The sequence below is a fragment of the Leifsonella bigeumensis genome, assembly GCF_039537265.1.
In the GTDB taxonomy this organism is placed as follows: Bacteria; Actinomycetota; Actinomycetes; order Actinomycetales; family Microbacteriaceae; genus Terrimesophilobacter; species Terrimesophilobacter bigeumensis.
On the sequence record NZ_BAABAE010000001.1, the window covers coordinates 522,293 to 543,041 of the forward strand.

25 protein-coding genes are annotated in these 20,749 nt (G+C 66.2%); 22 read left to right on the top strand and 3 right to left on the bottom strand.

The window, feature by feature from the left end; genetic code table 11:
* The first annotated feature begins 25 nt into the window (after window positions 1–25).
* The 3 genes from secY to map are packed head-to-tail and all read left to right on the top strand — an operon-like array spanning window position 26 to window position 2,829.
* Window positions 26–1,348, top strand: a complete 1,323-nt coding sequence (secY, locus tag ABD678_RS02790) for a preprotein translocase subunit SecY (protein WP_344753435.1) — start codon at window positions 26–28, stop codon at window positions 1,346–1,348.
* Window positions 1,345–1,968, top strand: coding sequence for an adenylate kinase (locus tag ABD678_RS02795; RefSeq protein ID WP_344753437.1), 624 nt, complete (start codon window positions 1,345–1,347; stop codon window positions 1,966–1,968). The genes secY and ABD678_RS02795 overlap by 4 nt, the downstream gene beginning before the upstream one ends.
* 9 nt (window positions 1,969–1,977) lie before the next feature.
* Entirely contained in the window at window positions 1,978–2,829 is an 852-nt protein-coding gene (gene map / locus ABD678_RS02800) for a type I methionyl aminopeptidase (protein ID WP_344753439.1), read from the top strand.
* On the opposite strand, the gene ABD678_RS02805 is transcribed toward map, so the two are convergent.
* Window positions 2,819–3,493: an IclR family transcriptional regulator gene (locus ABD678_RS02805; protein WP_344753441.1), complete on the bottom strand. Its 675-nt coding sequence runs from the start codon at window positions 3,491–3,493 to the stop codon at window positions 2,819–2,821. The genes map and ABD678_RS02805 overlap by 11 nt on opposite strands.
* A gap of 149 nt (window positions 3,494–3,642) precedes the next feature.
* On the opposite strand from ABD678_RS02805, the gene ABD678_RS02810 reads away from it, so the two are divergent.
* Complete coding sequence (locus ABD678_RS02810) at window positions 3,643–4,188, top strand: flavin reductase family protein (protein WP_344753443.1); 546 nt, start codon at window positions 3,643–3,645, stop codon at window positions 4,186–4,188.
* Here ABD678_RS02810 and ABD678_RS02815 read toward each other — a convergent pair.
* Window positions 4,185–4,826, bottom strand: coding sequence for a ScbR family autoregulator-binding transcription factor (locus tag ABD678_RS02815; protein ID WP_344753445.1), 642 nt, complete (start codon window positions 4,824–4,826; stop codon window positions 4,185–4,187). The two genes, ABD678_RS02810 and ABD678_RS02815, sit on opposite strands and share 4 nt — an antisense overlap.
* Window positions 4,827–4,957: 131 nt before the next feature.
* Here ABD678_RS02815 and ABD678_RS02820 point away from each other — a divergent pair, with 131 nt between their 5' ends.
* The gene (locus ABD678_RS02820; RefSeq protein WP_344753447.1) at window positions 4,958–6,211 is read left to right on the top strand and encodes an amidohydrolase family protein; all 1,254 of its coding nucleotides are present in this window, start codon (window positions 4,958–4,960) and stop codon (window positions 6,209–6,211) included.
* 65 nt (window positions 6,212–6,276) lie between these two features.
* On the opposite strand, the gene ABD678_RS02825 is transcribed toward ABD678_RS02820, so the two are convergent.
* On the bottom strand, window positions 6,277–6,678 hold the full coding sequence (locus ABD678_RS02825) for a RidA family protein (protein WP_344753449.1): 402 nt from the start codon (window positions 6,676–6,678) through the stop codon (window positions 6,277–6,279).
* Window positions 6,679–6,820: 142 nt separating this feature from the next.
* Here ABD678_RS02825 and ABD678_RS02830 point away from each other — a divergent pair, with 142 nt between their 5' ends.
* From ABD678_RS02830 to ABD678_RS02910, 17 genes are all read left to right on the top strand, one after another.
* Complete coding sequence (locus ABD678_RS02830; RefSeq protein ID WP_344753451.1) at window positions 6,821–8,101, top strand: ABC transporter substrate-binding protein; 1,281 nt, start codon at window positions 6,821–6,823, stop codon at window positions 8,099–8,101.
* 108 nt (window positions 8,102–8,209) lie between these two features.
* Window positions 8,210–9,103: a branched-chain amino acid ABC transporter permease gene (locus ABD678_RS02835; protein WP_344753453.1), complete on the top strand. Its 894-nt coding sequence runs from the start codon at window positions 8,210–8,212 to the stop codon at window positions 9,101–9,103.
* On the top strand, window positions 9,100–10,134 hold the full coding sequence (locus ABD678_RS02840; RefSeq protein WP_344753455.1) for a branched-chain amino acid ABC transporter permease: 1,035 nt from the start codon (window positions 9,100–9,102) through the stop codon (window positions 10,132–10,134). Before ABD678_RS02835 ends, ABD678_RS02840 begins: the two co-directional genes overlap by 4 nt.
* Window positions 10,131–10,868, top strand: a complete 738-nt coding sequence (locus ABD678_RS02845) for an ABC transporter ATP-binding protein (protein ID WP_344753457.1) — start codon at window positions 10,131–10,133, stop codon at window positions 10,866–10,868. Before ABD678_RS02840 ends, ABD678_RS02845 begins: the two co-directional genes overlap by 4 nt.
* A gap of 8 nt (window positions 10,869–10,876) precedes the next feature.
* On the top strand, window positions 10,877–11,608 hold the full coding sequence (locus tag ABD678_RS02850) for an ABC transporter ATP-binding protein (RefSeq protein WP_344753459.1): 732 nt from the start codon (window positions 10,877–10,879) through the stop codon (window positions 11,606–11,608).
* A 48-nt stretch (window positions 11,609–11,656) separates the two neighbouring features.
* The gene (locus ABD678_RS02855; protein ID WP_344753461.1) at window positions 11,657–13,069 is read left to right on the top strand and encodes a dihydroorotase; all 1,413 of its coding nucleotides are present in this window, start codon (window positions 11,657–11,659) and stop codon (window positions 13,067–13,069) included.
* Between the two features lie 46 nt (window positions 13,070–13,115).
* Entirely contained in the window at window positions 13,116–13,826 is a 711-nt protein-coding gene (locus ABD678_RS02860) for an isochorismatase family protein (protein WP_344753463.1), read from the top strand.
* Between the two features lie 70 nt (window positions 13,827–13,896).
* Window positions 13,897–14,391 carry a ribonuclease E activity regulator RraA gene (rraA, locus tag ABD678_RS02865; RefSeq protein WP_344753465.1) on the top strand — a complete coding sequence of 165 codons (495 nt, stop codon included), beginning with the start codon at window positions 13,897–13,899 and terminating at the stop codon, window positions 14,389–14,391.
* A gap of 147 nt (window positions 14,392–14,538) precedes the next feature.
* The gene (infA, locus tag ABD678_RS02870; RefSeq protein ID WP_344753467.1) at window positions 14,539–14,760 is read left to right on the top strand and encodes a translation initiation factor IF-1; all 222 of its coding nucleotides are present in this window, start codon (window positions 14,539–14,541) and stop codon (window positions 14,758–14,760) included.
* A 65-nt stretch (window positions 14,761–14,825) separates the two neighbouring features.
* A complete protein-coding gene (gene rpmJ / locus ABD678_RS02875) occupies window positions 14,826–14,939 on the top strand; it encodes a 50S ribosomal protein L36 (protein WP_011186712.1) in 114 nt (37 codons plus the stop codon).
* A gap of 183 nt (window positions 14,940–15,122) precedes the next feature.
* A complete protein-coding gene (gene rpsM / locus ABD678_RS02880) occupies window positions 15,123–15,497 on the top strand; it encodes a 30S ribosomal protein S13 (protein WP_344753470.1) in 375 nt (124 codons plus the stop codon).
* A 36-nt stretch (window positions 15,498–15,533) separates the two neighbouring features.
* The gene (rpsK, locus tag ABD678_RS02885) at window positions 15,534–15,932 is read left to right on the top strand and encodes a 30S ribosomal protein S11 (protein ID WP_344753472.1); all 399 of its coding nucleotides are present in this window, start codon (window positions 15,534–15,536) and stop codon (window positions 15,930–15,932) included.
* 174 nt (window positions 15,933–16,106) lie between these two features.
* Window positions 16,107–17,099 (top strand): DNA-directed RNA polymerase subunit alpha, encoded by a 993-nt coding sequence (locus ABD678_RS02890; protein ID WP_344753474.1) that lies wholly within the window; start codon window positions 16,107–16,109, stop codon window positions 17,097–17,099.
* A 39-nt stretch (window positions 17,100–17,138) separates the two neighbouring features.
* Window positions 17,139–17,792, top strand: coding sequence for a 50S ribosomal protein L17 (gene rplQ / locus ABD678_RS02895; RefSeq protein ID WP_344753476.1), 654 nt, complete (start codon window positions 17,139–17,141; stop codon window positions 17,790–17,792).
* Between the two features lie 88 nt (window positions 17,793–17,880).
* Window positions 17,881–18,675 (top strand): SDR family NAD(P)-dependent oxidoreductase, encoded by a 795-nt coding sequence (locus tag ABD678_RS02900; RefSeq protein WP_344753478.1) that lies wholly within the window; start codon window positions 17,881–17,883, stop codon window positions 18,673–18,675.
* Window positions 18,668–19,720, top strand: coding sequence for a lactonase family protein (locus tag ABD678_RS02905; protein ID WP_344753479.1), 1,053 nt, complete (start codon window positions 18,668–18,670; stop codon window positions 19,718–19,720). The genes ABD678_RS02900 and ABD678_RS02905 overlap by 8 nt, the downstream gene beginning before the upstream one ends.
* 12 nt (window positions 19,721–19,732) lie before the next feature.
* Window positions 19,733–20,713, top strand: coding sequence for a Gfo/Idh/MocA family protein (locus ABD678_RS02910; RefSeq protein ID WP_344753481.1), 981 nt, complete (start codon window positions 19,733–19,735; stop codon window positions 20,711–20,713).
* Window positions 20,714–20,749: the final 36 nt, after the last annotated feature.

The following is a 20,749-nucleotide window of genomic DNA, read 5'->3' on the forward strand; positions in this document are numbered from 1 at the left end:
TCTACCCGTAAACTCAGGAGGCCTCGTGTTCGGCGCAATCATGCGGATCTTCCGCACGCCAGATCTTCGCAGGAAGATCGGCTTCACGCTGGGCATCGTCGCCTTGTTCCGGCTCGGGTCGTTCATCCCCACGCCGTTCATCGACTACGGCAACGTCCAGCTCTGCCTGGCCAGCAGTGCGGGAACGACCGGGCTCTACGACCTCGTCAACCTGTTCAGCGGCGGGGCGCTCCTTCAGCTGTCGATCTTCGCGCTCGGCATCATGCCGTACATCACCGCGTCGATCATCGTGCAACTGCTGCGTGTCGTCATCCCCCACTTCGACACCCTCTACAAGGAGGGCCAGGCCGGCCAGGGCAAGCTCACGCAGTACACCCGGTACCTCACGATCGGCCTCGCGATCCTGCAGTCGACGACCCTCGTCACGGTCGCCCGCAGCGGCGCCCTGTTCCCGAGTTCGACCACGGCCGAGTGCAGCCAGCTGCTGAGCAACGACGCCTGGTACGCGATCCTGCTCATGGTCATCACCATGACGGCCGGGACCGGCCTCATCATGTGGATGGGCGAGCTCATCACCGAGCGCGGCATCGGCAACGGCATGTCCCTGTTGATCTTCATCTCGATCGCGGCGACCTTCCCGACCGCGCTGTGGGGCATCGCCGTCGCCAAGGGTTTCGAGGCGTTCCTTCTCGTGCTCGTGCTGGGCCTCGTGATCATGACGCTCGTCGTGTTCGTCGAACAGTCGCAACGACGAATCCCCGTGCAGTATGCGAAACGCATGGTCGGCCGTCGTACCTACGGCGGCAACAACACCTACATTCCGATCAAGGTCAACATGGCCGGCGTCATCCCGGTCATCTTCGCCTCGAGCCTGTTGTACCTGCCTGCTCTCATCGCGCAGTTCAACCAGCCCGCTCCGGGCGAAGCGCCGGCGGGATGGGTGCAGTGGATCACCGACAACCTGCGGTCGGGCGACAGCCCGCTCTACATGCTCGTCTACTTCCTGCTCAACATCGGCTTCACCTACTTCTACGTCGCGATCACCTTCAACCCGGAGGAAGTCGCTGACAACATGAAGAAGTACGGCGGCTTCATCCCGGGTATTCGGGCCGGCCGCCCGACGGCGGAGTACCTCGACTACGTGCTCACCCGGATCACGCTGCCCGGCTCTCTGTACCTCGGCATCGTCGCGCTCATCCCGCTCTTCGCGCTCAGCCTGTTCGGGGCCAACCAGAACTTCCCGTTCGGCGGCGCGAGCATCCTCATCATCGTCGGCGTCGGCTTGGAAACGGTGAAGCAGATCGATGCACAGCTGCAGCAGCGCCACTACGAGGGACTGCTGCGATGAGTCGCTTTCTCATCATCGGCCCGCCGGGCGCGGGCAAGGGAACGCAGGCCGCACGACTCTCGACGCTCTTCGGGATTCCGGCGATCGCGACCGGCGACATCTTCCGTTACAACATCAAGAACGAGACGCCGCTCGGCCTCGAAGTGAAGAGCATCGTGGATGCCGGTGACTACGTCCCGGACTCGCTCACCAACGAGCTCGTCCGCTCGCGGCTCGAGGAGCCGGATGCCGCAGCAGGCTTCCTGCTCGACGGCTACCCGCGCACGACCTCGCAGGTGCGGTTCCTCGACGAGATCCTCGCGGAGAAGCACCAGGAACTCGACGCGGTCATCCGACTCGTCGCGGACGTGGAGGTCGTGGTCACCCGCCTCCGCAAGCGCGCGATCGAGCAGGGGAGGGTCGACGACTCGGAGGAGGCCATCAGGCACCGCCAGGATGTCTTCCGCCGCGAGACGGCGCCGCTCATCGAGGTCTACGGCGACCGCGGGCTGCTCGTGACCGTCGACGGGCTCGGCGATGTCGAGGTCGTCGGCGAACGCATCCTGTCGGGGCTGGCCGAGCGGGGAGTCGCCATTCCCGACGCCGCATCCGCTGCGGCGTCCGACGCCACCCACGGCTGACCTCTTCCCGTGGTGTCGCGCAACGGGATCTACAAGTCGCCGGACGAACTCCGCATGATGGTCCGCCCGGGCCTCGTGACGGCCGCCTCCCTCGCCGCGGTGCGCGCCGCGATCCGGCCGGGAGTCACGACCGGTGAACTCGACGCGATCGCGGAGGACACGATCCGGTCGGCGGGCGGCGAACCGAACTTCATGCTCGTTCCGGGCTATCACCACACGGTATGCACCTCGGTCAACGAGGAAGTGGTGCACGGCGTCCCCGGCGATCGCGTCCTGCAGGCGGGTGACATCGTCTCGATCGACAGCGGCGCGCGGGTGGACGGGTTCAACGGGGACGCCGCCTTCACCATGGTCGTCCCGGATGCGACGCGACCGGCTCTTGTCGCGGCCCGCGAGCGACTCTCGGCCGTGACCGAGGGGGCGCTCTGGGCGGGCATCGCGGCGCTCGCCGGCGCGAGCCGCCTCGGTGAGGTCGGCGCAGCGATCGAGGACCATGTGGAGTCGCACGCGGTCGATGGTCAGGCGTACGGCATCCTCGAGGACTACGTCGGTCACGGCATCGGGAGGTCCATGCACGAGGAGCCGACCGTATACAACTACCGTGTGCGTGACCGGGGGCCGCGCATCAGGCCGGGACTCGTCGTCGCGATCGAACCCATGGTCACGGCGGGCGGGATCGAGACCCTCGTGCGCGAGGATGACTGGACCGTGGCGACGACGGATGGCTCGGCATCCGCCCACTGGGAGCACTCGGTCGCGGTGCACGCCGACGGGGTCTGGGTGCTCACGGCGGAGGACGGCGGGGCGGCGGGACTGGCGTCGTATGGGATCGTGCCGGTCGCGCTGCCTCCTACTGGCTGAACGCGCTCTCGATTCGCTGCGCCGCTATGAGCAGCCGTTGCCCGATCTGGTCCTCGGAGAGCTCGGACTCGACGTAGACCACGGCGAGCGCTGTCGGCATCTCGCCGGGAATGCTCAGGGGGACGGCGGTGGCGGCCATCCCTCGAATCACCTCACCCCGGGTGGTGACGTATCCGATCGTGGTGATCTTCTCCACATCAGGGCGCCGGGGTTCGTCGTGGAAGGCGGCCTTCCACTGCGTTTCATCGAGCAATGACTGGATGGCGATGCCCGGGGCGCCATGGGTGACCGGGTGACGGGATCCCGGCCGGTACACGATGGTCGCGGCCTGATGTCGCGGCTCGATACTGGTGAGGATGACGGATTCCTTGCCCTCCATCACGGCGAGGAACGCTGTCATGGTGAGGTCGTTCGCGACGGCGGTCAATTCGGGCAGCGCCGCAACCTGGAGCTCTCGGGACACCGCTTGCGAGAGCTCGGCCAGGCGGGCGCCGAGTCGCACTCCCCCCGAGGGGTCGCGGGCGACCAGGTTGTGGTCTTCGAGCGTGCGAAGGATCCGGTACGCGACGGAACGATGCACGCCCAGCGCCGCAGCCAGTTGGGCGATGGAGAGCGGGCGCCCCGCGGTGGCGAGAACCTCGAGGATGTTGATGCCTCGAGACAAGGTCTGAGAGTGGGGGGCGAGATCGGACGTTGCAGCCACGAGACCTACCTAGTAGTGTTCTATATAAGAGAAGAGTCGTTCGATTATAGAACACTATCTCTTGCCAGCGCTACCACGGTAAGAAGTGTCTCGACCGCAGGGAATCGATGATGAACCTCACGTCGCCGGAAGTGATCGCCAACCCGGGCCTGGAGAGACCTGCGTGGCATCGACATCTGCAGAGCAGCCTCGGCCGGTTCGTCACGGGAGCGGCCGTCATCACGGCCGAGGGCGACCAGGGTCCCGTTGGAACGCTGGTCGGTTCCTTCACCTCGGTGTCGAAGGAGCCGCCCCTCGTGCTCGTCCCGGTCGGAAAGTCGACGATCGTCCATGACGCGATGCGCGGACGGCCCTTCGTCATCAACGTGCTCGGTGCAGAGCACCGCAGTCTGGCTGCCCACTTCCGCGGGCAGTGCGGCAGCGAGCCGAGTTGGGTGGCGGGCGAGTATGCGCCGCGCCTTCGCGGCATGCTGGCCCACTTCGAGTGCACCGAGTGGGCCGACTACGACCTCGGCGACAGAACGCTCTACGTGGGGAGGGTCGAGGACTTCGACTACCGCCAGGGCGACGCTCTCGGCATGGAGGGCGACCGATTCGTCTCGGTACCCGAGTGGTTCCTCGGCCGTACCGAGCCGGGCCGTGTGGACCTGGGCTAGACGGGACTGAAGACCCGGTCGAGGATACGGTCGATCCCCTGCGCGTATTCTTCCGCGGCGATCTGTGGGAGGAGGAGTCGCCATAGACCGCGACCGTGGTCTTCGCGCTCCTCTCCCGCGGAAAAGACCGCGAAGAGGAGCTCTGTGCCCGTGATGGTGTCGAGAAGGAACCTGGAGAGCACGTCCGGATCTATGCCGCTCTTGAGGGCGCCGGCAGCCTCGGCGCGGCGTGTGAGGGCGGTGATCATCTGCAGCCACCGCTCATAGAACGAGAAGGCGAGGGCCGGCTGAAGGCTCGCCAGTTCCGTGGCGAGACGGAAGTCGACGGGCAGCTCCTGCTCGTCTTCCCGGGGCCTGGCTGGAAGGGAGCAGAGGTCCACGAGCAGTTCCAGTGGAGGGCGTCCCGAGTTCTCCAACTCCGTGAAGACGGCAGTCACGTGCTCGAGCTGGGCGTCCAGCACGGCTGCGGCGACATCCTCCTTCGACTCGAAGTGGAAGTAGAGCGCGCCCTTGGTGACACCGGCCTCTTCGATGATGTCGGAGAGGGAGGCTCGGGCGAAGCCGTGATCGTGGAACGAGCGTGAGGCGCTGGAGACGATGTTGCCCCGGGTGATGCGCGCCCTCTCCTGCTTGAGCATCCTGCCCCCCTCTCTGTGTAGGCGGTGCCCGACGGCCGAAGAGCCATTGAACATATTGACACTTCCGGAACCCTACTCATAACATACCAACAGTAGGTTTGTTATGAGAGTCGAGCGAAGGATTGAAGCATATGGGACACGGGGACCTGGGTTCGGAATACATTCTCGCGGGGGGAGACGCCCTCGTCGGCGATGACCTCGAGCTCGTGAGCGACGCACACCTGACGATACGTGAGGGACGCATCGCGAGCATCGGGCGCGGGAAGCCGACTGCGGGGGTGCCCATCGTGGATACCAGCGGCAAGCTCCTCATCCCGGGACTCATCAACTGCCACACCCACATCGGAGACGCCATCCTCAAGGAGAGGGGATATGGATACCCGGCCGGGACCAACCTTCTCTGGCAGCCGGAGGGCCTCCGGCACGGCTGGATGGCCGAGCACTCCCGCCAGGAGCGGATCGGTGCCATGCGCCGCGCCGCGGAGCACATGCTCCGGCTCGGTGTCGTGGCCTTCGCCGACTTCCGGGAGGGTGGAATCGAGGGCGTCAAGGAATTGCGGGAGGCGTGCGACGGCCTGCCGATCCGCGACATCATCTATGCGCGCCACGCCCATGCCCCGATGCACACGGACGACGGCTTCCTGGGAAACGAGGAGGGTCTCGCCGAGGAATACCGTCAGGAGATCGAAGACGCCCTCAGCGTCGCTGACGGATTCTCCCCGGTCTGGGCGAACGAGACGACGGATGCCGGCCTGAAGGAGACGGCCGATATCGTGCGCCGTCATGGCAAGCGCCTTGCGACTCACGCCTGCGAGACCGACCTCTACCGGCAACTGTCGCTGACCAGGGCCGGTCTCGCGGACGTCGAGAGGGTCGTGCGCTTCATCGCCCCGGACTATGTCGTCCACATGACCGATGCCTCGGATGCAGAGCTTTCGACGATCGTCGAGAGCGGTGCCCCCATCGTGCTGTGCGCTCGCGGCCAGGCCGCTCTGGGAAACGGGTTCTCGCCCTATGCCAGGATCCTCGGCCTGGGCGGACGAGTGGGCATCGGCACGGACAACCTCATGGTGAACAGCCCGGACGTGCTGGCGGAGCTCGACTTCCTCAGCCGGGTGACGAGGGCCGTCACGCACGATACGGCGGTGGTCGATCCTCGCGCGCTCGTCGCCTCGGCCACGATCGAGGGTGCCAGGATCCTCGGTCTCGATGACGAACTCGGTTCTCTTGTCGCAGGCAAGGAGGCATCCATCGTCGTACTGGATGCGCAGTCGCCGAACCTGGTCGACTCAGTGGATCTCGTCGCCAGCCTTGTCGAACGGGCGTCAGCGGCGGACATCCAGGGCGTGATCGTACGCGGGGAGCTCGTGCACGGTCGCGTCTGAGGGGGAGCGCCCATCGTCGTGAGCCCGGATGCCGACGGTCTACTGTCACGTCGGCATCCGGATCCCTATGCGGCGGGTTCTTCGCTGCTATGGTCTACCGCAATGGCATCGAGTTCTACGAGGAAGCCGGCCAGCTGGGCGCCGATCGTCGCGCGGGCCGGCCAGGGCTGCGGAACGACTTCCGCATACGCCGCATTGAAAGCGGCCTTGTCGCGCGCCGGATCCTGAAGATAGGCGGTCACCTGGACGAGATCGGACAGTCCGAGGCCATGGCTGGCCAGCACGGATTCGATGTGCCGGAGGGTGATCCTGGTCTGAGCGGCGATGTCGTCTCCCAGGATCTCTCGCGTCTTCGGGTCGCGCGGCCCGAAGCCGGCCACGAACACGAGCCCGTTAGCCACGACGGCCTGGTTATAGGGTCCGCCGGGCTGCGGGGCATCGGGGATGTTGATGACGGTCTTGGGCACGGCGGCCTCTCTTCTCTCGGATGGCGGGAGTGGTGCGGACCGCCTGCACTATTCGTGCGAGATCGGTTGACAAGCGGCCGGTTGTCTACATAACATACCGGGAGTTGGTTTGTTGTCAATGAAGACTGAAGAGAGGGTAACCGTGGACCACCAAGTGCCTCGCACCGCATTTCGTCCTCGCGGCTTCGCCAAGAGCCGTGCAGGAAAGATCACGATCCCGATGATCGCCGCTCTGGCGCTCGTCGTCACCGGCTGTGCCACCGGCCCGGCCGGCGACTCGGAGGGCGGCTACTCCCAGGGCGTGACCGATGACACCATCAAGATCGGCATGCTCGCCCCATACTCTGGAAACGCATCCGTCTACAGCAAGGCCCAGCGCCTGGCCGAGATGATGTACCAGGAGATCAACGAGAACGGCGGCATCAACGGCCGCCAGATCGAACTCGTGCTCGGCGATGACAACTGCGATGCCGCCAGCATGCAGGGCCTCATCCGCAAGTTCGTCGAGCAGGACCAGGTCTTCATGATCCACGGCGGCTCGTGCAGCAACGCCATCATCGCCTCGAAGCCGCTCATCGAAGACCTCGGCATCCCGTTCCTCGTCGTCAACGCGGCGAGCGCGGCCATCTCGGACCCGCCGGTCCGCAACCTCTTCCACCCGAAGCCGACCGCGGCCGAGCAGGTTGAGGCGATCGCAGGATTCATCGCCTCGAACGAGGACGCGAAGACCGTCTCCGTCGCCGCAACGAGCGACGAATGGGGCCAGGGCTTCGGCACGGCGGCCCAGACCGAGCTCGAGAAGGCCGGTGCCAGCATCGGCACGGTCGAGGAGCTCGACCCGGAGGGTGGCGACATGACGCCGGCCATCCGGAAGCTGCTCAACGCGAACTCCGACATGGCAGCGGTCTTCGCCTACCCGCAGCCCATGACCGTGTTCCTCGGTGCCGCCGGCCCACAGGGGCTGGACATCCCGATCGTGACCGGTGACGGAACCAGGCCGGATGAGCAGGTCGAGCGTCTCGGTGATCGTGCACTCGTGGAGAACTTCTTCAGCGCCTACTCCTACACGGCGCCGATCGACGACCCCGCGTACGACCACCACCGCGAGCTCCTCAAGGACGGCTTCCCGGAGCTGCAGTTCGACAGCGTCGCGCTCGAAGGCGCGGTGAGCACCGAGTTCAACATCGAGGTGCTCAAGCGCATGGGCGACGACCTGACCTGGGACAACTGGATCAAGACCGCCGAAACGGGAACGTACACCACCATCCCCAGTGGCGAGATGAGCTTCCAGGCGTTCGACGCGGACGACCCGCGGACGCGTCGCCCCGGTATCACCATCCGGTTCACCGTGCTCGACCCGAAAGCGACGGACTCGCGCACCATCGTCGTCACGGACTGGAAGGACTGGCTGTCCCGCAAGTAGGCCCAGGTCTCGAGCGGGTAACCGCCCGAGCGGTGCCGGAGGACGGGATCCCGTCCTCCGGCACCACCTCGATCACGAAGCTCCATCCAGGGAAAGGGAAGCAACCACTTGGGTACCGCACTCACCGACCTGCTCCAGGTCCTGATCTCCTCGCTTGGCCAGGGGAGCGTCTACGCACTTCTCGCACTGGGCCTGACCCTGATCTTCCGGTCCACGACGACGGTGAACTTCGCTCACGGCTCGCTCTTCATGCTCGGCGCCTTCGTCGCGCTGGAGCTCATGATCTTCGGCGTTCCGTACCTCGTGGCGATCGTCGGCTCGCTCGTGTTCATGGCGATCCTCGGCTGGGTCATCGACAAGGTCGCCTTCGAGCCGCTCCTGAAGAAGGACCATGTGACGCAGGTCTTCGCGACCGTCGCCGTGTCGTTCATCGTGACCGGCATCGCCCGCTACTTCACCGTCGACCAGCGCGGCATGCCGCCGCTCCTCGGTGACGCGGCTTACATCAAGTCGGCGGGGCTGGCGATCAACACCCAGCATCTGGCCATGATCGCGAGCCTCATCGCCGTGAGCCTCGTCCTCGGCTACTTCTTCCAGCGCACCAGGATCGGCCTCGTGATCCGCGCCTGCACGAGCAACCTCCGCGGGGCGGACCTGGTCGGGATCAACGTGAAGCGCGTCTTCGCGATCATGTGGGCCCTCGGCGCCGTACTCGCAGGCCTCGCCGGCATCCTCGCCGCACCCACCCTCCTGGTCGGACCGGATATCGGCAACCGGCCGCTCGTCATCGGCCTTGCGGCCATGGCACTCGGAGGGTTCGGCAGCATCCCCGGCGCTCTCATCGGTGGCCTCGCGATGGGCCTGCTCGAGGGGTTCTCCGGCTTCTATATCTCCACGCAGCTCGGCGCCGTCGCGGGCCTCGTCGTCGTGCTGGCCCTGCTGATCGCCCGTCCGAGCGGGCTTCTGGGGATGAAGGACACGAGAATGCAGGTGATGACATGAGCCGCGCGCTGGACAAGGTGATGGCGAAGGTGACGGGTCGCGTGGCGAACCCGCAAGGCGGAGCCGCCTCCCGTTTCACCGCTCCCCGCTGGCTCGGTCCGGTGGTCGCCGTGGCGATCGTCGCGCTCGCGGCCTCGGCACCGCTGTTCCTCAACGGATTCCAGCTGTTCATCCTGAGCCTCGCGCTGAGCTATGCGATCGCGACGATCGGGTTCAACATCTCGCTCGGCTGGGCAGGACTTCTGATCTTCACGGGCGCCGCCTTCTTCGGGCTCGGCGCCTTCGTGGGGGGCCGGATGTCGGTTCTCGGCCTCCCTGCGGAATTGGTCATCATCGTCGCGGGTGTTGCCGGAGGGCTCGTCGGGATCGTGTTCGGCGCGATGACCATGAAGCTCAACCACTACTACTTCGCGATCTCCGGCATCGCCTTCATGTTCATCCTGGATTACTTCTACCGGAACTTCTCCGATATCACGGGCGGCTACAGCGGGTTCGCGATCCCCGCGCCGCAGTTCCTGGTGCTGGGCGGCAAGCCGCTGTTTGCCCAGGGAGGTCTCTACTACGTCGGACTGGTGCTCGTCATCCTCACCTATGTCTTCGCGCGCTACCTCGAGCGAACCCCGCTCGGCAGAGGATGGCGAGCTGTTCGGAGGAGCCCGGGGGTCGCCCAGTCTCTCGGGATCAATGTGTGGCGAAGCAAGCTCTCGGCCTTCACCGTGACCTCCGCCCTGATGGCCGTCGCCGGAGCCTGGTTCGGCTTCCTCTCGCTGCGGTTCCTCCCCGAGACCTTCATGTTCCGGGAGTTGATCTTCCTCTTCCTGATCGTGATCGTGGGAGGTCTCGGCTCGACGAGGGGGATGATCGTCGGGTCGGTCGTTCTCGTGCTGCTGCGCGAGTACTTGCGAGGGTTCCCGGGGCTCAGCGAACTCATCTATGGCGCCGTGCTCCTGATCGCCGTGCTGTTCTTCTCCAAGGGCATCTATGGCGCGCTCTCGAAGCGTTGGCGCCCCCTGAGGGAGGAAGTACTGTGAGCGAGCAGCAAGTGGTGCTGAGGGCAGAGGACATCGTCGTCCAGTTCGGTGGCCTGACAGCCGTCGCCGACGTCTCCATCGAGTTGTCGGCGGGCAGGGTCACCGGGCTCATGGGGCCGAACGGTGCCGGCAAGACGACCTTCTTCAACGCGGTGAGCGGCCACCAGGAGCTCACGAGCGGGAGGGTCGTCCTCGGCGACCGGGACGTGACCCGGCTGTCCGCGCACGGTCGGGCACGACTGGGGATCGCGAGGACGTTCCAGCTCGGCGGCCTCGTGGACGACCTGACTGCGATCGAGAACATCGCCCTCGGGCTGGACCACGGCTCCCGGATGAGCGGCCGGTTCCTGCGGAGGCGTGACACGAGGCGGAGGGCGGCAGAGGTCCTCGAACGGTTCGACCTCCTGTCCGTCGCCTCGCAGATGGGTTCGGATCTCGGAGCGGGGCTTCGCCGCCGCGTCGAGGTCGCCAGAGCCATGGCCGCCGACGCCAAGGTGCTCATGCTCGACGAGCCCGCGGCCGGCCTCACCGTCGCGGAGCGAGCGGAGCTGGCCGCGGTGCTCGGCGACGTCGCCGCGGGCGGAACCGCCGTGCTCGTCACGGAGCACGCATCCGACTTCCTCTTCTCGGTCTCGGACGAGATCGTCGTGATGAACTTCGGTCGCGAACTGCGTCGGGGCACACCGGAGCAGATCAAGAGCGACAAAGACGTCGTCGCGGCGTACCTGGGCTAGGAGGAGCTATGAACGCGAAAACTGTCGAGCCCGTGCTTCAGGTCGAGAGTGTGAACGCCATCCGGGGCAACTCCACGGTCGTGAGGGACATCTCGTTCACCGTGAACCCCGGGGAGGTCCTCGGCCTGCTCGGCGCCAACGGCGCCGGCAAGACGACGATCGTGGATGCGATCAGCGGCTTCGCCCGCAAGGAGTGCGGCACCGTGCGGCTGCTGGGTCAGGACATCTCACGGCTCTCTCCGTTCCGCACCGCCCACCTCGGGCTGCTGCAGGTCTCTCAGGACCGGGAACTCTTCGGCGCGCTGAGTGTCGAGGACAACCTCATGCTGGGCGAGCAGGCGCTCACCAAGCGGCGCCCCGGCCGGCCTGACGGTCTCGAGAGGGTGTTCACCCTGTTCCCGAGGCTCAAGGACCGCCGCAACCAGCGAGCGAACTCGCTGAGCGGCGGCGAACAGCAGATGCTGGCGATCGGTCGCGCCCTCATCGGCGATCCGGTGCTCCTCGTTCTCGATGAGCCGACCTCGGGCCTCGCCCCCGTGCTCGTGAAGGAGGTGGCCGAGTTCCTCGCGCTCATGCGCGGCGATGGGCTCAGCATCCTGCTCGTCGAGCAGAACATCGACGTCGCCCTGGAACTGTGCGATCGGTTCATGGTCGTACGAAACGGGGAGACCGTCTTCGAGGGTGTGCGCGACGACTTCGGCAAGGACCCGGTGGCCGCGCTCGGAGCGCTTTACGTCTAATGATGCTCGCGACCATCGGCGGCGAGTGCGAACAGTAAGGAACAGGCGATGACGGACAATTCGACGGACTACGATCTGCGGCTCACCGGAGGGCAGGCCGTACTGCCCGGGCAGGGCCTCACCGCGGTGGACATCTGCGTGCGGGACGGGATCATCGCGGCCATCGTGGCGCACGACGATCCGGCGCCGGCCGCCGAGGTGGTGGACGTCTCGGGCAAGGTCGTGCTCCCCGGCGGCATCGACCCGCACGTCCACCTCGGCAAGAACATCGCCGCCCCCGAGGAGCCGATCGATGCCTCCGCCGAGTCGGCGAGCGCCGCCGCTGGGGGTATCACGACGATGCTCGTCTACCTCATCGGTCCGGATGCCTACGACAAATCCTTCGCCACCTCCACCCAGGTCATGGGGGAGCATTCGCACACCGACTTCGGATTCCACTTCTGTATCGTCACGAAGGAGCAGCTCGAGGCGGTGCCCTCCTACGTCTCCGACCTGGGGGTCTCCAGTTTCAAGTTCTTCATGAACTTCCGCGGAGATGAGGGCGCTTACCTCGGGGTTCCCGGCATCGACGACTCCTTCATGTTCGACCTGCTCAAGGTCGGCGCGGAGTCTGGCGCGCTCATCAACGCCCATCCGGAGAACGTCGAGCTCATCTGGCGCCTCCGGGGCGACGTGCCCCGCACTCCGGAGGCGGGCCTCGAGGCGTGGAACGAGACCCGGCCGCCTTTCGTGGAGGCCGAGGCAGCGCAGAGCGTCGCCTACCTCGCGAAGGTGCTCGGCGCATCCTTCTACGCGGTTCACGTGAGCTCGCGGGAGGCCCTCGAGGCGCTGGAGCGGATCCGGCGCGACTATCCGAACGTCTTCGTGGAGACCTGTCCGCACTACCTGACCCTCACCTACGACACCCCCATGGGGTCACGGGCGAAGGTCAACCCGCCGATTCGGACGCAGGACGATCAGGATGCCCTCTGGGACGCCATCCGCGACGGGCTCGTCGACACCATCGGATCCGACCACAATTCACGCCACTTCACCGCGAAGGACAAGGACATCTGGAGCGCGTCGGCCGGCTTCCCCGGGGTCGGGACCCTGCTGCCGACGCTCATCAGCGAAGGGCATCAGCATCGGGGGATTCCGCTCGAACGCATCGTCGACCTCACGTCGACGCGGCCGGCGCAGCTGTTCGGACTCTACCCGCGCAAGGGCGTCATCTCCGTCGGGTCCGATGCCGACTTCGCGGTCGTCGACCTGAATGCCCAGACGCTTGTGAGCGCATCCACCCAGCACAGCGCAGCGGCGTACTCGGTGTGGGAGGGCACGACGCTCGACTGCCGGATCACCGACACCATCGTCCGCGGCCGGTTCGCGGTGCGCGACGGCGAGCTCCAGCCCGCCTTCGGGGCCTATCTCTCCCGCGCGCACTCCGGTGCCGCGGCGCTCGCGGAGGCGGGAATCGAATGACCGTCAGGCTTCAGCGACCATCACCTATCAACATCAGGAGGACAACATGGTAGACGCGCAATCGAGCAAGCCCTGGGACGGGCTCGTCACGGACGAGGACGTGCGCCGATACGCAGCTGCCGAATTCGGTGGCCCCGGCGGCATCGGCAAACGCCCGGCGATGCTCATCATCGACGTGCAGTACCGCACGACGGGCGACACCCGTAAGCCCTTCTTCGAGTCCATCAAGGACTACAAGACGAGCTGCGGTGAGGCCGCCTGGGATGCGATGGAGAGGATCGAGGACATCCTCGCCCTGTTCCGGGAGAAGGATTGGCCGGTGCTCTACCCTCACGTGGCGCCCAAGTTGGCTTACGATGCCGGCCGGCTCGGCTCGAAGATGCCCTCCATCATGGAGGTTCCGGAGCGGGGATATCACTTCCCGCCCGGGGTCGCGCCGCGGGAGAAGGACATCCTGGTACCCAAGAGGCACCCGAGCGGGTTCTTCGGAACGTCGCTCGCGAGCTACCTCGTCGACCTCGAGGTCGACACCCTGATCATCACCGGAGCGACCACAAGCGGTTGCGTGCGCTCCACGACCATCGATGCCTTCTCCTACAACTATCGCGTGGTCGTTCCCAGCGACGCCGTGTTCGACCGTGCCATCACCCCGCACAATGCGAACCTCTTCGACATGGCGATGAAGTACGCGGATGTGCGCCCGACGCACGAGGTCGTCGAGCAGCTGACGGTCTTGCCGGCCCGCGTCTCCTCCTGAACGTGGAGCAGTCTGCCGTCGACCGGACCTCCCTGCCCGGTCGACGGCACCTGGCCCCGGAGGTGGTCGGATGAGCAGCGTCCCGTCGACCGCGGATCTCGTCGACCGGCACGGCGACGGTGTCGCGTCCTGCGACGTGCAATTCGCCGACTACGGGGGCCGGCGGCAGTTCCATGGCCTCGTCTCCACCGTGCGCTGCTGGCAGGACAACGCCCTCCTGCGGTCGGTTGTTCGGCGCCCCGGACTGGAGCGGGTGCTCGTCGTGGACGGTGGTGGCTCGCTTCACACCGCGCTCATGGGCGATGTTCTCGCGGCGACCGCGCTCGAGAACGGCTGGGCCGGCGTCGTCGTCCATGGCGCCGTACGGGATGTCGCGGCGTTGCGGCTGCTGGACCTCGGGATCAAGGCGGTCGGCTCCAATCCGCGCACGAGCGCCAAGACGGGAGCCGGCGACAGCGAGGTACCGGTGTGGATCGGAGGGGTTGAGATCCAGCCGGGCATGATGCTCGTGAGCGACGAGGACGGGGTTGTCGTCGGTTCGGGCAGGCTCCTCTCGGCGGGATGAGCGGCTACGTGGCGAAGGGGCGAAAAATAGCATAAGATTGCTCTTTGGTGTCTTGGGGTGCGTACTTTCGTGCCCGTTTCACCGCAATCAACCCGCACGACCAGCAAACAGCACTGTGCAGACGGTGCTGGCAAGCGACAGTGAGTTATGGCCAAAAAAGACGGTGTCATCGAGATCGAGGGCGCAGTAGTCGAGGCGCTGCCCAACGCGATGTTTCGCGTCGAGCTGACCAACGGACACCGCGTTCTCGCCCACATTTCGGGCAAGATGCGCCAGCACTACATCCGAATCCTCCCCGAGGACAAGGTCATCGTAGAGCTCAGCCCATACGACCTGACCCGCGGCCGCATCGTCTACCGCTACAAGTAGAGCCTGCTGGAAAGTAACGGCCCGCGGCACCCCGCGGGTACGAGGACAGCGAGAAAGCAACAATCATGAAGGTCAACCCCAGCGTCAAGAAGATCTGCGACAAGTGCAAGGTGATCCGCCGCAACGGCCGGGTCATGGTCATTTGCGAGAACCCCAGGCATAAGCAGCGGCAGGGCTAACAAAGTTTCTCTGGTCGAGCTTGCCGAGACCACCATCCGGGTAACCGCGACGGGATCTCGACACGCTCGATCCGAGAGGAAAAAAAGGCAGTACCGCCAATCGCGCGAGCGAGGACACCCCGGGTTGGAGGCCCGGGAACAGGTACTGCTGCAGACCTCCACTCATTCACAGGAGAAGCCACCATGGCTCGTCTAGCAGGCGTCGACATTCCCCGCGACAAGCGGGTGGAAGTCGCCTTGACATACATCTACGGCGTCGGCCGCACGAGGGCGCTCAAGACCCTCGCCGACACCGGCATCAGCGGGGAGATCCGCGTGAAGGATCTCAGCGATGACCAGCTCATCGCACTCCGCGACTACATCGAAGGCAACTTCAAGGTGGAGGGCGACCTTCGCCGGGAGGTGGCCGCCGACATCCGTCGCAAGGTCGAGATCGGAAGCTACCAGGGCATCCGGCACCGCAAGGGACTGCCCGTGCACGGTCAGCGCACCAAGACGAACGCGCGCACCCGCAAGGGCCCGAAGCGCACCGTCGCCGGCAAGAAGAAGGCCCGCTAGCGCGGCCCCCCGAAGATTTCGACAGGAGATACGAACATGGCAGCACCCAAGTCGGCCGCTCGCAAGCCGCGCCGCAAGGAGAAGAAGAACGTCGCCGTGGGCCAGGCCCACATCAAGTCGACGTTCAACAACACGATCGTCACCATCACCGACCCGAGCGGCGCAGTGCTCAGCTGGTCCTCGTCCGGCGTCGTCGGATTCAAGGGCTCGCGCAAGTCGACGCCCTACGCCGCCCAGATGTCGGCCGAGTCGGCCGCGCGCCAGGCGCAGGAGCACGGCGTCAAGAAGGTCGACGTCTTCGTCAAGGGTCCGGGTTCCGGGCGCGAGACCGCGATCCGCTCGCTCCAGGCAGCCGGCCTCGAGGTCGGTTCGATCAACGACGTGACCCCGCAGGCGCACAACGGATGCCGTCCGCCCAAACGGCGCCGTGTCTAACCAGAAGTAAGCGTCAGATCCGACGGGCAGAGCCGGTCGGTGCTGGCGTCGCCGCGAAGGCCAGAAATGGCCTTCGCTCCAAGCTCCAGCGCACAACTCAACAGACCGACAGGCCAGCCACCTCGTCGAGAAACAAGTGTCATATAGCGGACACTTCGCCGAAAGGAATCAACAGTGCTCATTGCACAGCGTCCAACCCTGACCGAGGAGAACATCTCCGAGTTCCGTTCGCGGTTCGTGATCGAGCCGCTCGAACCCGGCTTCGGTTACACCCTCGGCAACTCGCTTCGCCGTACCCTGCTGTCGTCCATTCCGGGCGCGGCCGTCACGAGCATCCGCATCGACGGCGTGCTGCACGAGTTCAGCACGATCCCCGGTGTGAAGGAAGACGTCACCGAGATCATCCTGAACATCAAGGGCCTCGTCGTCTCGAGCGAGCACGATGAGCCGATCACCGCGTACCTGCGCAAGCAGGGTGGTGGCCAGGTGACCGCGGCGGACATCTCCGCACCCGCCGGCGTCGAGATCCACAACCCCGAGCTCGTCATCGCGACACTCAACGACAAGGCGCGTTTCGAGCTCGAGCTCACGATCGAGCGCGGCCGCGGCTACGTCTCTGCGACGCAGAACCGCAGCGAGTTCAGCGAGGCCGGGCAGATTCCGATCGACTCGATCTACTCGCCCGTGCTCAAGGTCACCTACCGCGTCGAGGCGACGCGTGCCGGTGAGCGCACCGACTTCGACCGCCTCGTGGTGGATGTCGAGACCAAGAACGCGATCACCCCGCGTGACGCGATCGCCTCGGCGGGCCGCACGCTCACCGAGCTGTTCGGCCTGGCGCGTGAGCTCAACAGCGCCGCAGAAGGCATCGAGATCGGCCCCGCGCCGGTCGACGCCGTGCTCTCGAGCGAGCTGAGCATGCCGATCGAGGACCTCGACCTGTCGGTGCGCAGCTACAACTGCCTCAAGCGCGAGGGCATCAACTCGGTGAGCGAGCTCGTCGCGCTCTCGGAGACGCAGCTCATGAACATCCGGAACTTCGGGCAGAAGTCGGTCGATGAGGTGAAGGACAAGCTCGTCGAGCTCGGCCTCTCGCTCAAGGACACGGTCCCCGGATTCGACGGAGCCCACTTCTACAGCGGCTACGACGACGACGAGTCCAACTGAGTCGGCCCCGACCATTTTCGATCCTGGAGATAACTGATAATGCCTAAGCCAACCAAGGGCCCGCGTCTCGGCGGCGGACCGGCTCACGAGCGACTGCTGCTCGGGAACCTCGCCGCTGCGCTGTTCACCCACAAGAGCATCAAGACGACCGAGACGAAGGCCAAGCGCCTGCGTCCCGTCGCCGAGCGGCTCATCACCTTCGCCAAGCGCGGCGACCTGCACGCGCGCCGTCGCGTGCTCGCCGTGATCGGCGACAAGGGCGTCGTGCACGAGCTGTTCACCGAGATCGCTCCGCTCGTCGCGGAGCGCGAGGGCGGCTACACCCGCATCACGAAGCTCGGCTTCCGCAAGGGCGACAACGCCCCCATGGTGCAGATCGAGCTCGTGCTCGAGCCCGTCAACGCCAAGCCGAAGGCCAAGGCCGAGACGAAGAAGCCGAAGGCTGCGCCGGTGGAGGACGCGCCGGCCGACGAGACCGCTCCGGATGCCACCGGGTCCTCGTCGCTCGAGCAGGAGCCCGTCGAGGCGATAGTCGATGAGGCTCCTGAGGCGGGTTCCGAGAGCAAGGCCGACGCAACGGAGGATGCTCCCGCTGAGGCCGACGTCGTCGAACTCGAGCGCGCTAAGGAGTCGGAGGTGGCCGACGAGGCCGCAGATGCCGACGCCGAGGTGGCGGACGACGACAGCAAGTAGACCCATGACTCAGCAAGGCCTCGCTTCCGAGAAGCGGGGCCTTGCCGCTTAATCGACCGACGCGCCCCGGGGCCGGAACAGGAGAGCAATGAGATTCTCAGGAAAAACAGTGATCGTGACCGGCTCGGGGAGCGGTATCGGAGCCGTGACCGCTCGAAGGTTCGCGGCCGAGGGCGCCAACGCGGTGATCGCCGACATCGACTTCTCGGCGGCGGAGCGAGTGGCCGCCTCGATCCCGGGGTCTCTCGCGCTCGAAGTCGACGTGACCTCGCGCAAGTCCCTCGGGGCCATGGTCCGAGCCGTCGACACTCGTTTCGGTGGCACTGACGTGCTCATCAACAACGCTGCGACCTGCAGCGACGCATCCTTTCTCCAGATCGCTCCCGAGGAGGTCGAGCGCGATCTCGCGGTAGGCCTCATGGGCCCGTTCTTCGCAAGCCAGGAGATCGTGCCCGGCATGATCGAACGGGGCGGGGGCGTGATTCTGAACGTGGGCTCGGTGAACGGGCTCTCCTACTTCGGCAATGAGGCCTATTCTGCGGCGAAAGCGGGGCTTCTGAGCCTCACGAGGTCGATCGCGATTCAATACGGCCGGAACAACATCCGGTGCAATGCTGTCGCGCCGGGCACGGTGGCGACAGAGTACTGGGACCACAGGAGGGAGCTCGATCCTCTCGTTTTCGAGAAGGCGGCGCAGTGGTACCCGCTCGGCCGTATCGGCGAGCCGGCCGACGTCGCCGACGCGCTCCTGTTCCTGGCCTCGGATGCCGCAGCATGGATCACAGGAGTGGTCCTGCCGGTCGATGGCGGCCTGCTGTCCGGCAATCTCGCCATGGCCAGGGCCGTCGCTCCGGAGCGGAGCGAGCCGAGCGGCGATGCCTGAACCGCGAGGCCGCTCCCATGCCGAGGGTGTCTATGTGGCCGGCATGGGGGTCGGCCCCAGGGACGGACTCCATCGGTTTCTGAGGCGCGGTGCTCAGTGGGAGGGCGAGCAGCTCGCCATGGTGGACAATCTCCTGGCCCTCGCCTGGCATCCCGTGCTGCCGGTCGTCTACGGCCTGTCCGGGCTGGGGCGCGAGGGACTGGTCCACGTCTGGGATGTATCCGGAGAGGGCGCCGTGGCGCTCGGGGAGACGCCGAGCGGTGGCGCGGAGCCCTGTCACGTCGCGATCTCCCCCGGAGGGGAGCTGCTCGTCGTGGCCAATTACGCGACGGGTTCGCTGCGGATCTGGCCGCTGGGGGAGGAGGGGTCGCTTCTCGGGGCAGGTGAGGGCGTCGAGTTGAAGGGGGCGAGCGTCGATCCCGAGCGCCAGGAGGGCTCTCACCCCCATCACGTCAGTTTCCACGGCGGGCTGCTGCGCGTCATCGATCTCGGAGCCGACCTCGTACGGACCTTCGCGGTCTCCGCGAACGGCGGTGGTGCAGTGGTGACACCGGTGCGTGAGACGACGGTGCCGGCCGGGACCGGTCCGCGTCACGGCGTCACCCTGCCGGGAGGCGAGGTCGTGCTCAGCGGTGAGCTCGCCTCCACCGTGCTGGCCGGAGGGCTGGACGATCGGGAGGGGTGGTACGTCTCGTCGAGCACGGAGCGAACCGCGCGTGCAATGAGCGAGCGGCCCCGGAACTATCCCGGTGACATCCAGCGCTCGGACGACGGTCGATATGTCTACGTCGCCAATCGTGGTCTCGATACGATCAGTACCCTCGCCGTAGGGCAGGGCGCGCCGCGTCTGGTCTCCGAGGTCGACTCCGGCGTGGTGTGGCCGCAACATCTGCTCGTCAGCGGCTCTGAGCTCCTTGTGGCGGGTCGGGGAGACTCCCGCGTCGTCGCGCTGGCACTCGACGACGGGCTCCCCGGCGACCCTCGGACCCTCTTCGACTGCGCGGCCGCCTGCTGGCTGTTGCCCCTGCGGCGCAACCGGCTATGAGAAACTAGCGCCGTGGGAAACACGCGTGAATCACGGAGTCGACCGCTGACGATCGGCTTCATCGGGTTGGCGACGAGCCACCCCTTCGCCGATGCCGCGACCATCATTTCGCGACATCCGGATGCCGCCGTCCAGGTGTGGGAACCCGAGGCGGACCGGCTGGCCGTGTTCCTGGATCGCTTCCCCACTGCGAGCGCGCACGACGGGCTTGCCGGCGTGATCGACTCCGGTCCGGATGGCGCCATCATCTCCACCAGGCCGCCGGAGATCGCCGCAGCCGTCTCTGCGCTCGCCGACCACGAGATTCCCGTGTTCATCAACAAACCGGCCGCCGCGACCCTCGAACAACTCGCGGATGTCGACGCGCAGGTGCGCCCGATCGCCGAGCGGGTTCTCAGCACCTCGGTCCTTCGTTTCGCTGAACCGGTCCAGAGCCTTGCCGCCCGGATCGACCTGGACCGGGTTCTGACGGCGAGAGCCACGGTGCGACATGATGTCGCCCGCTGGCTTGCCGGCTCCACCGACTGGCAGGACGATGTCCGGGTCGGTGGGGGCGCCATCGTCACGATCGGTATCCACGGGATGGAACTGCTCGTCACTCTCCTGGGCGCGCGCTTCGAGATCGAGTCGACGATGTCCGGGATCCGTCATCTCGAGGGACTGAAGAGCGAGGATACGGCGGTGATCGGGGTGCGCTGGTCGAACGGCGTGCTCGGGACGATCGAGGTGATCGGCGCCACGGAGGAGGAGCGCTACAGCGTCGCACTCGAGACCCTGGACGGGACCGAGACGATCGAGCTCCGTTCCGGTGGTCAGGATCCGTTCGGTTACGAGAGGACGATCGAGCACTTCCTCGGGATGGTCGACGCCGGTCGCCGTGGTCTTCCCATCGTCTCGCCCGTGGCATGGGAGCACACCCACGCCATCCTCGAGGGGATCGTGACCGCGTCGAGTCGTGCGCATCACCGAGCCGGGATCCTGCCGGCGAGATAGTCGAGGCCTGCTGGGCGCAGCTGCGCAGCGCTACGG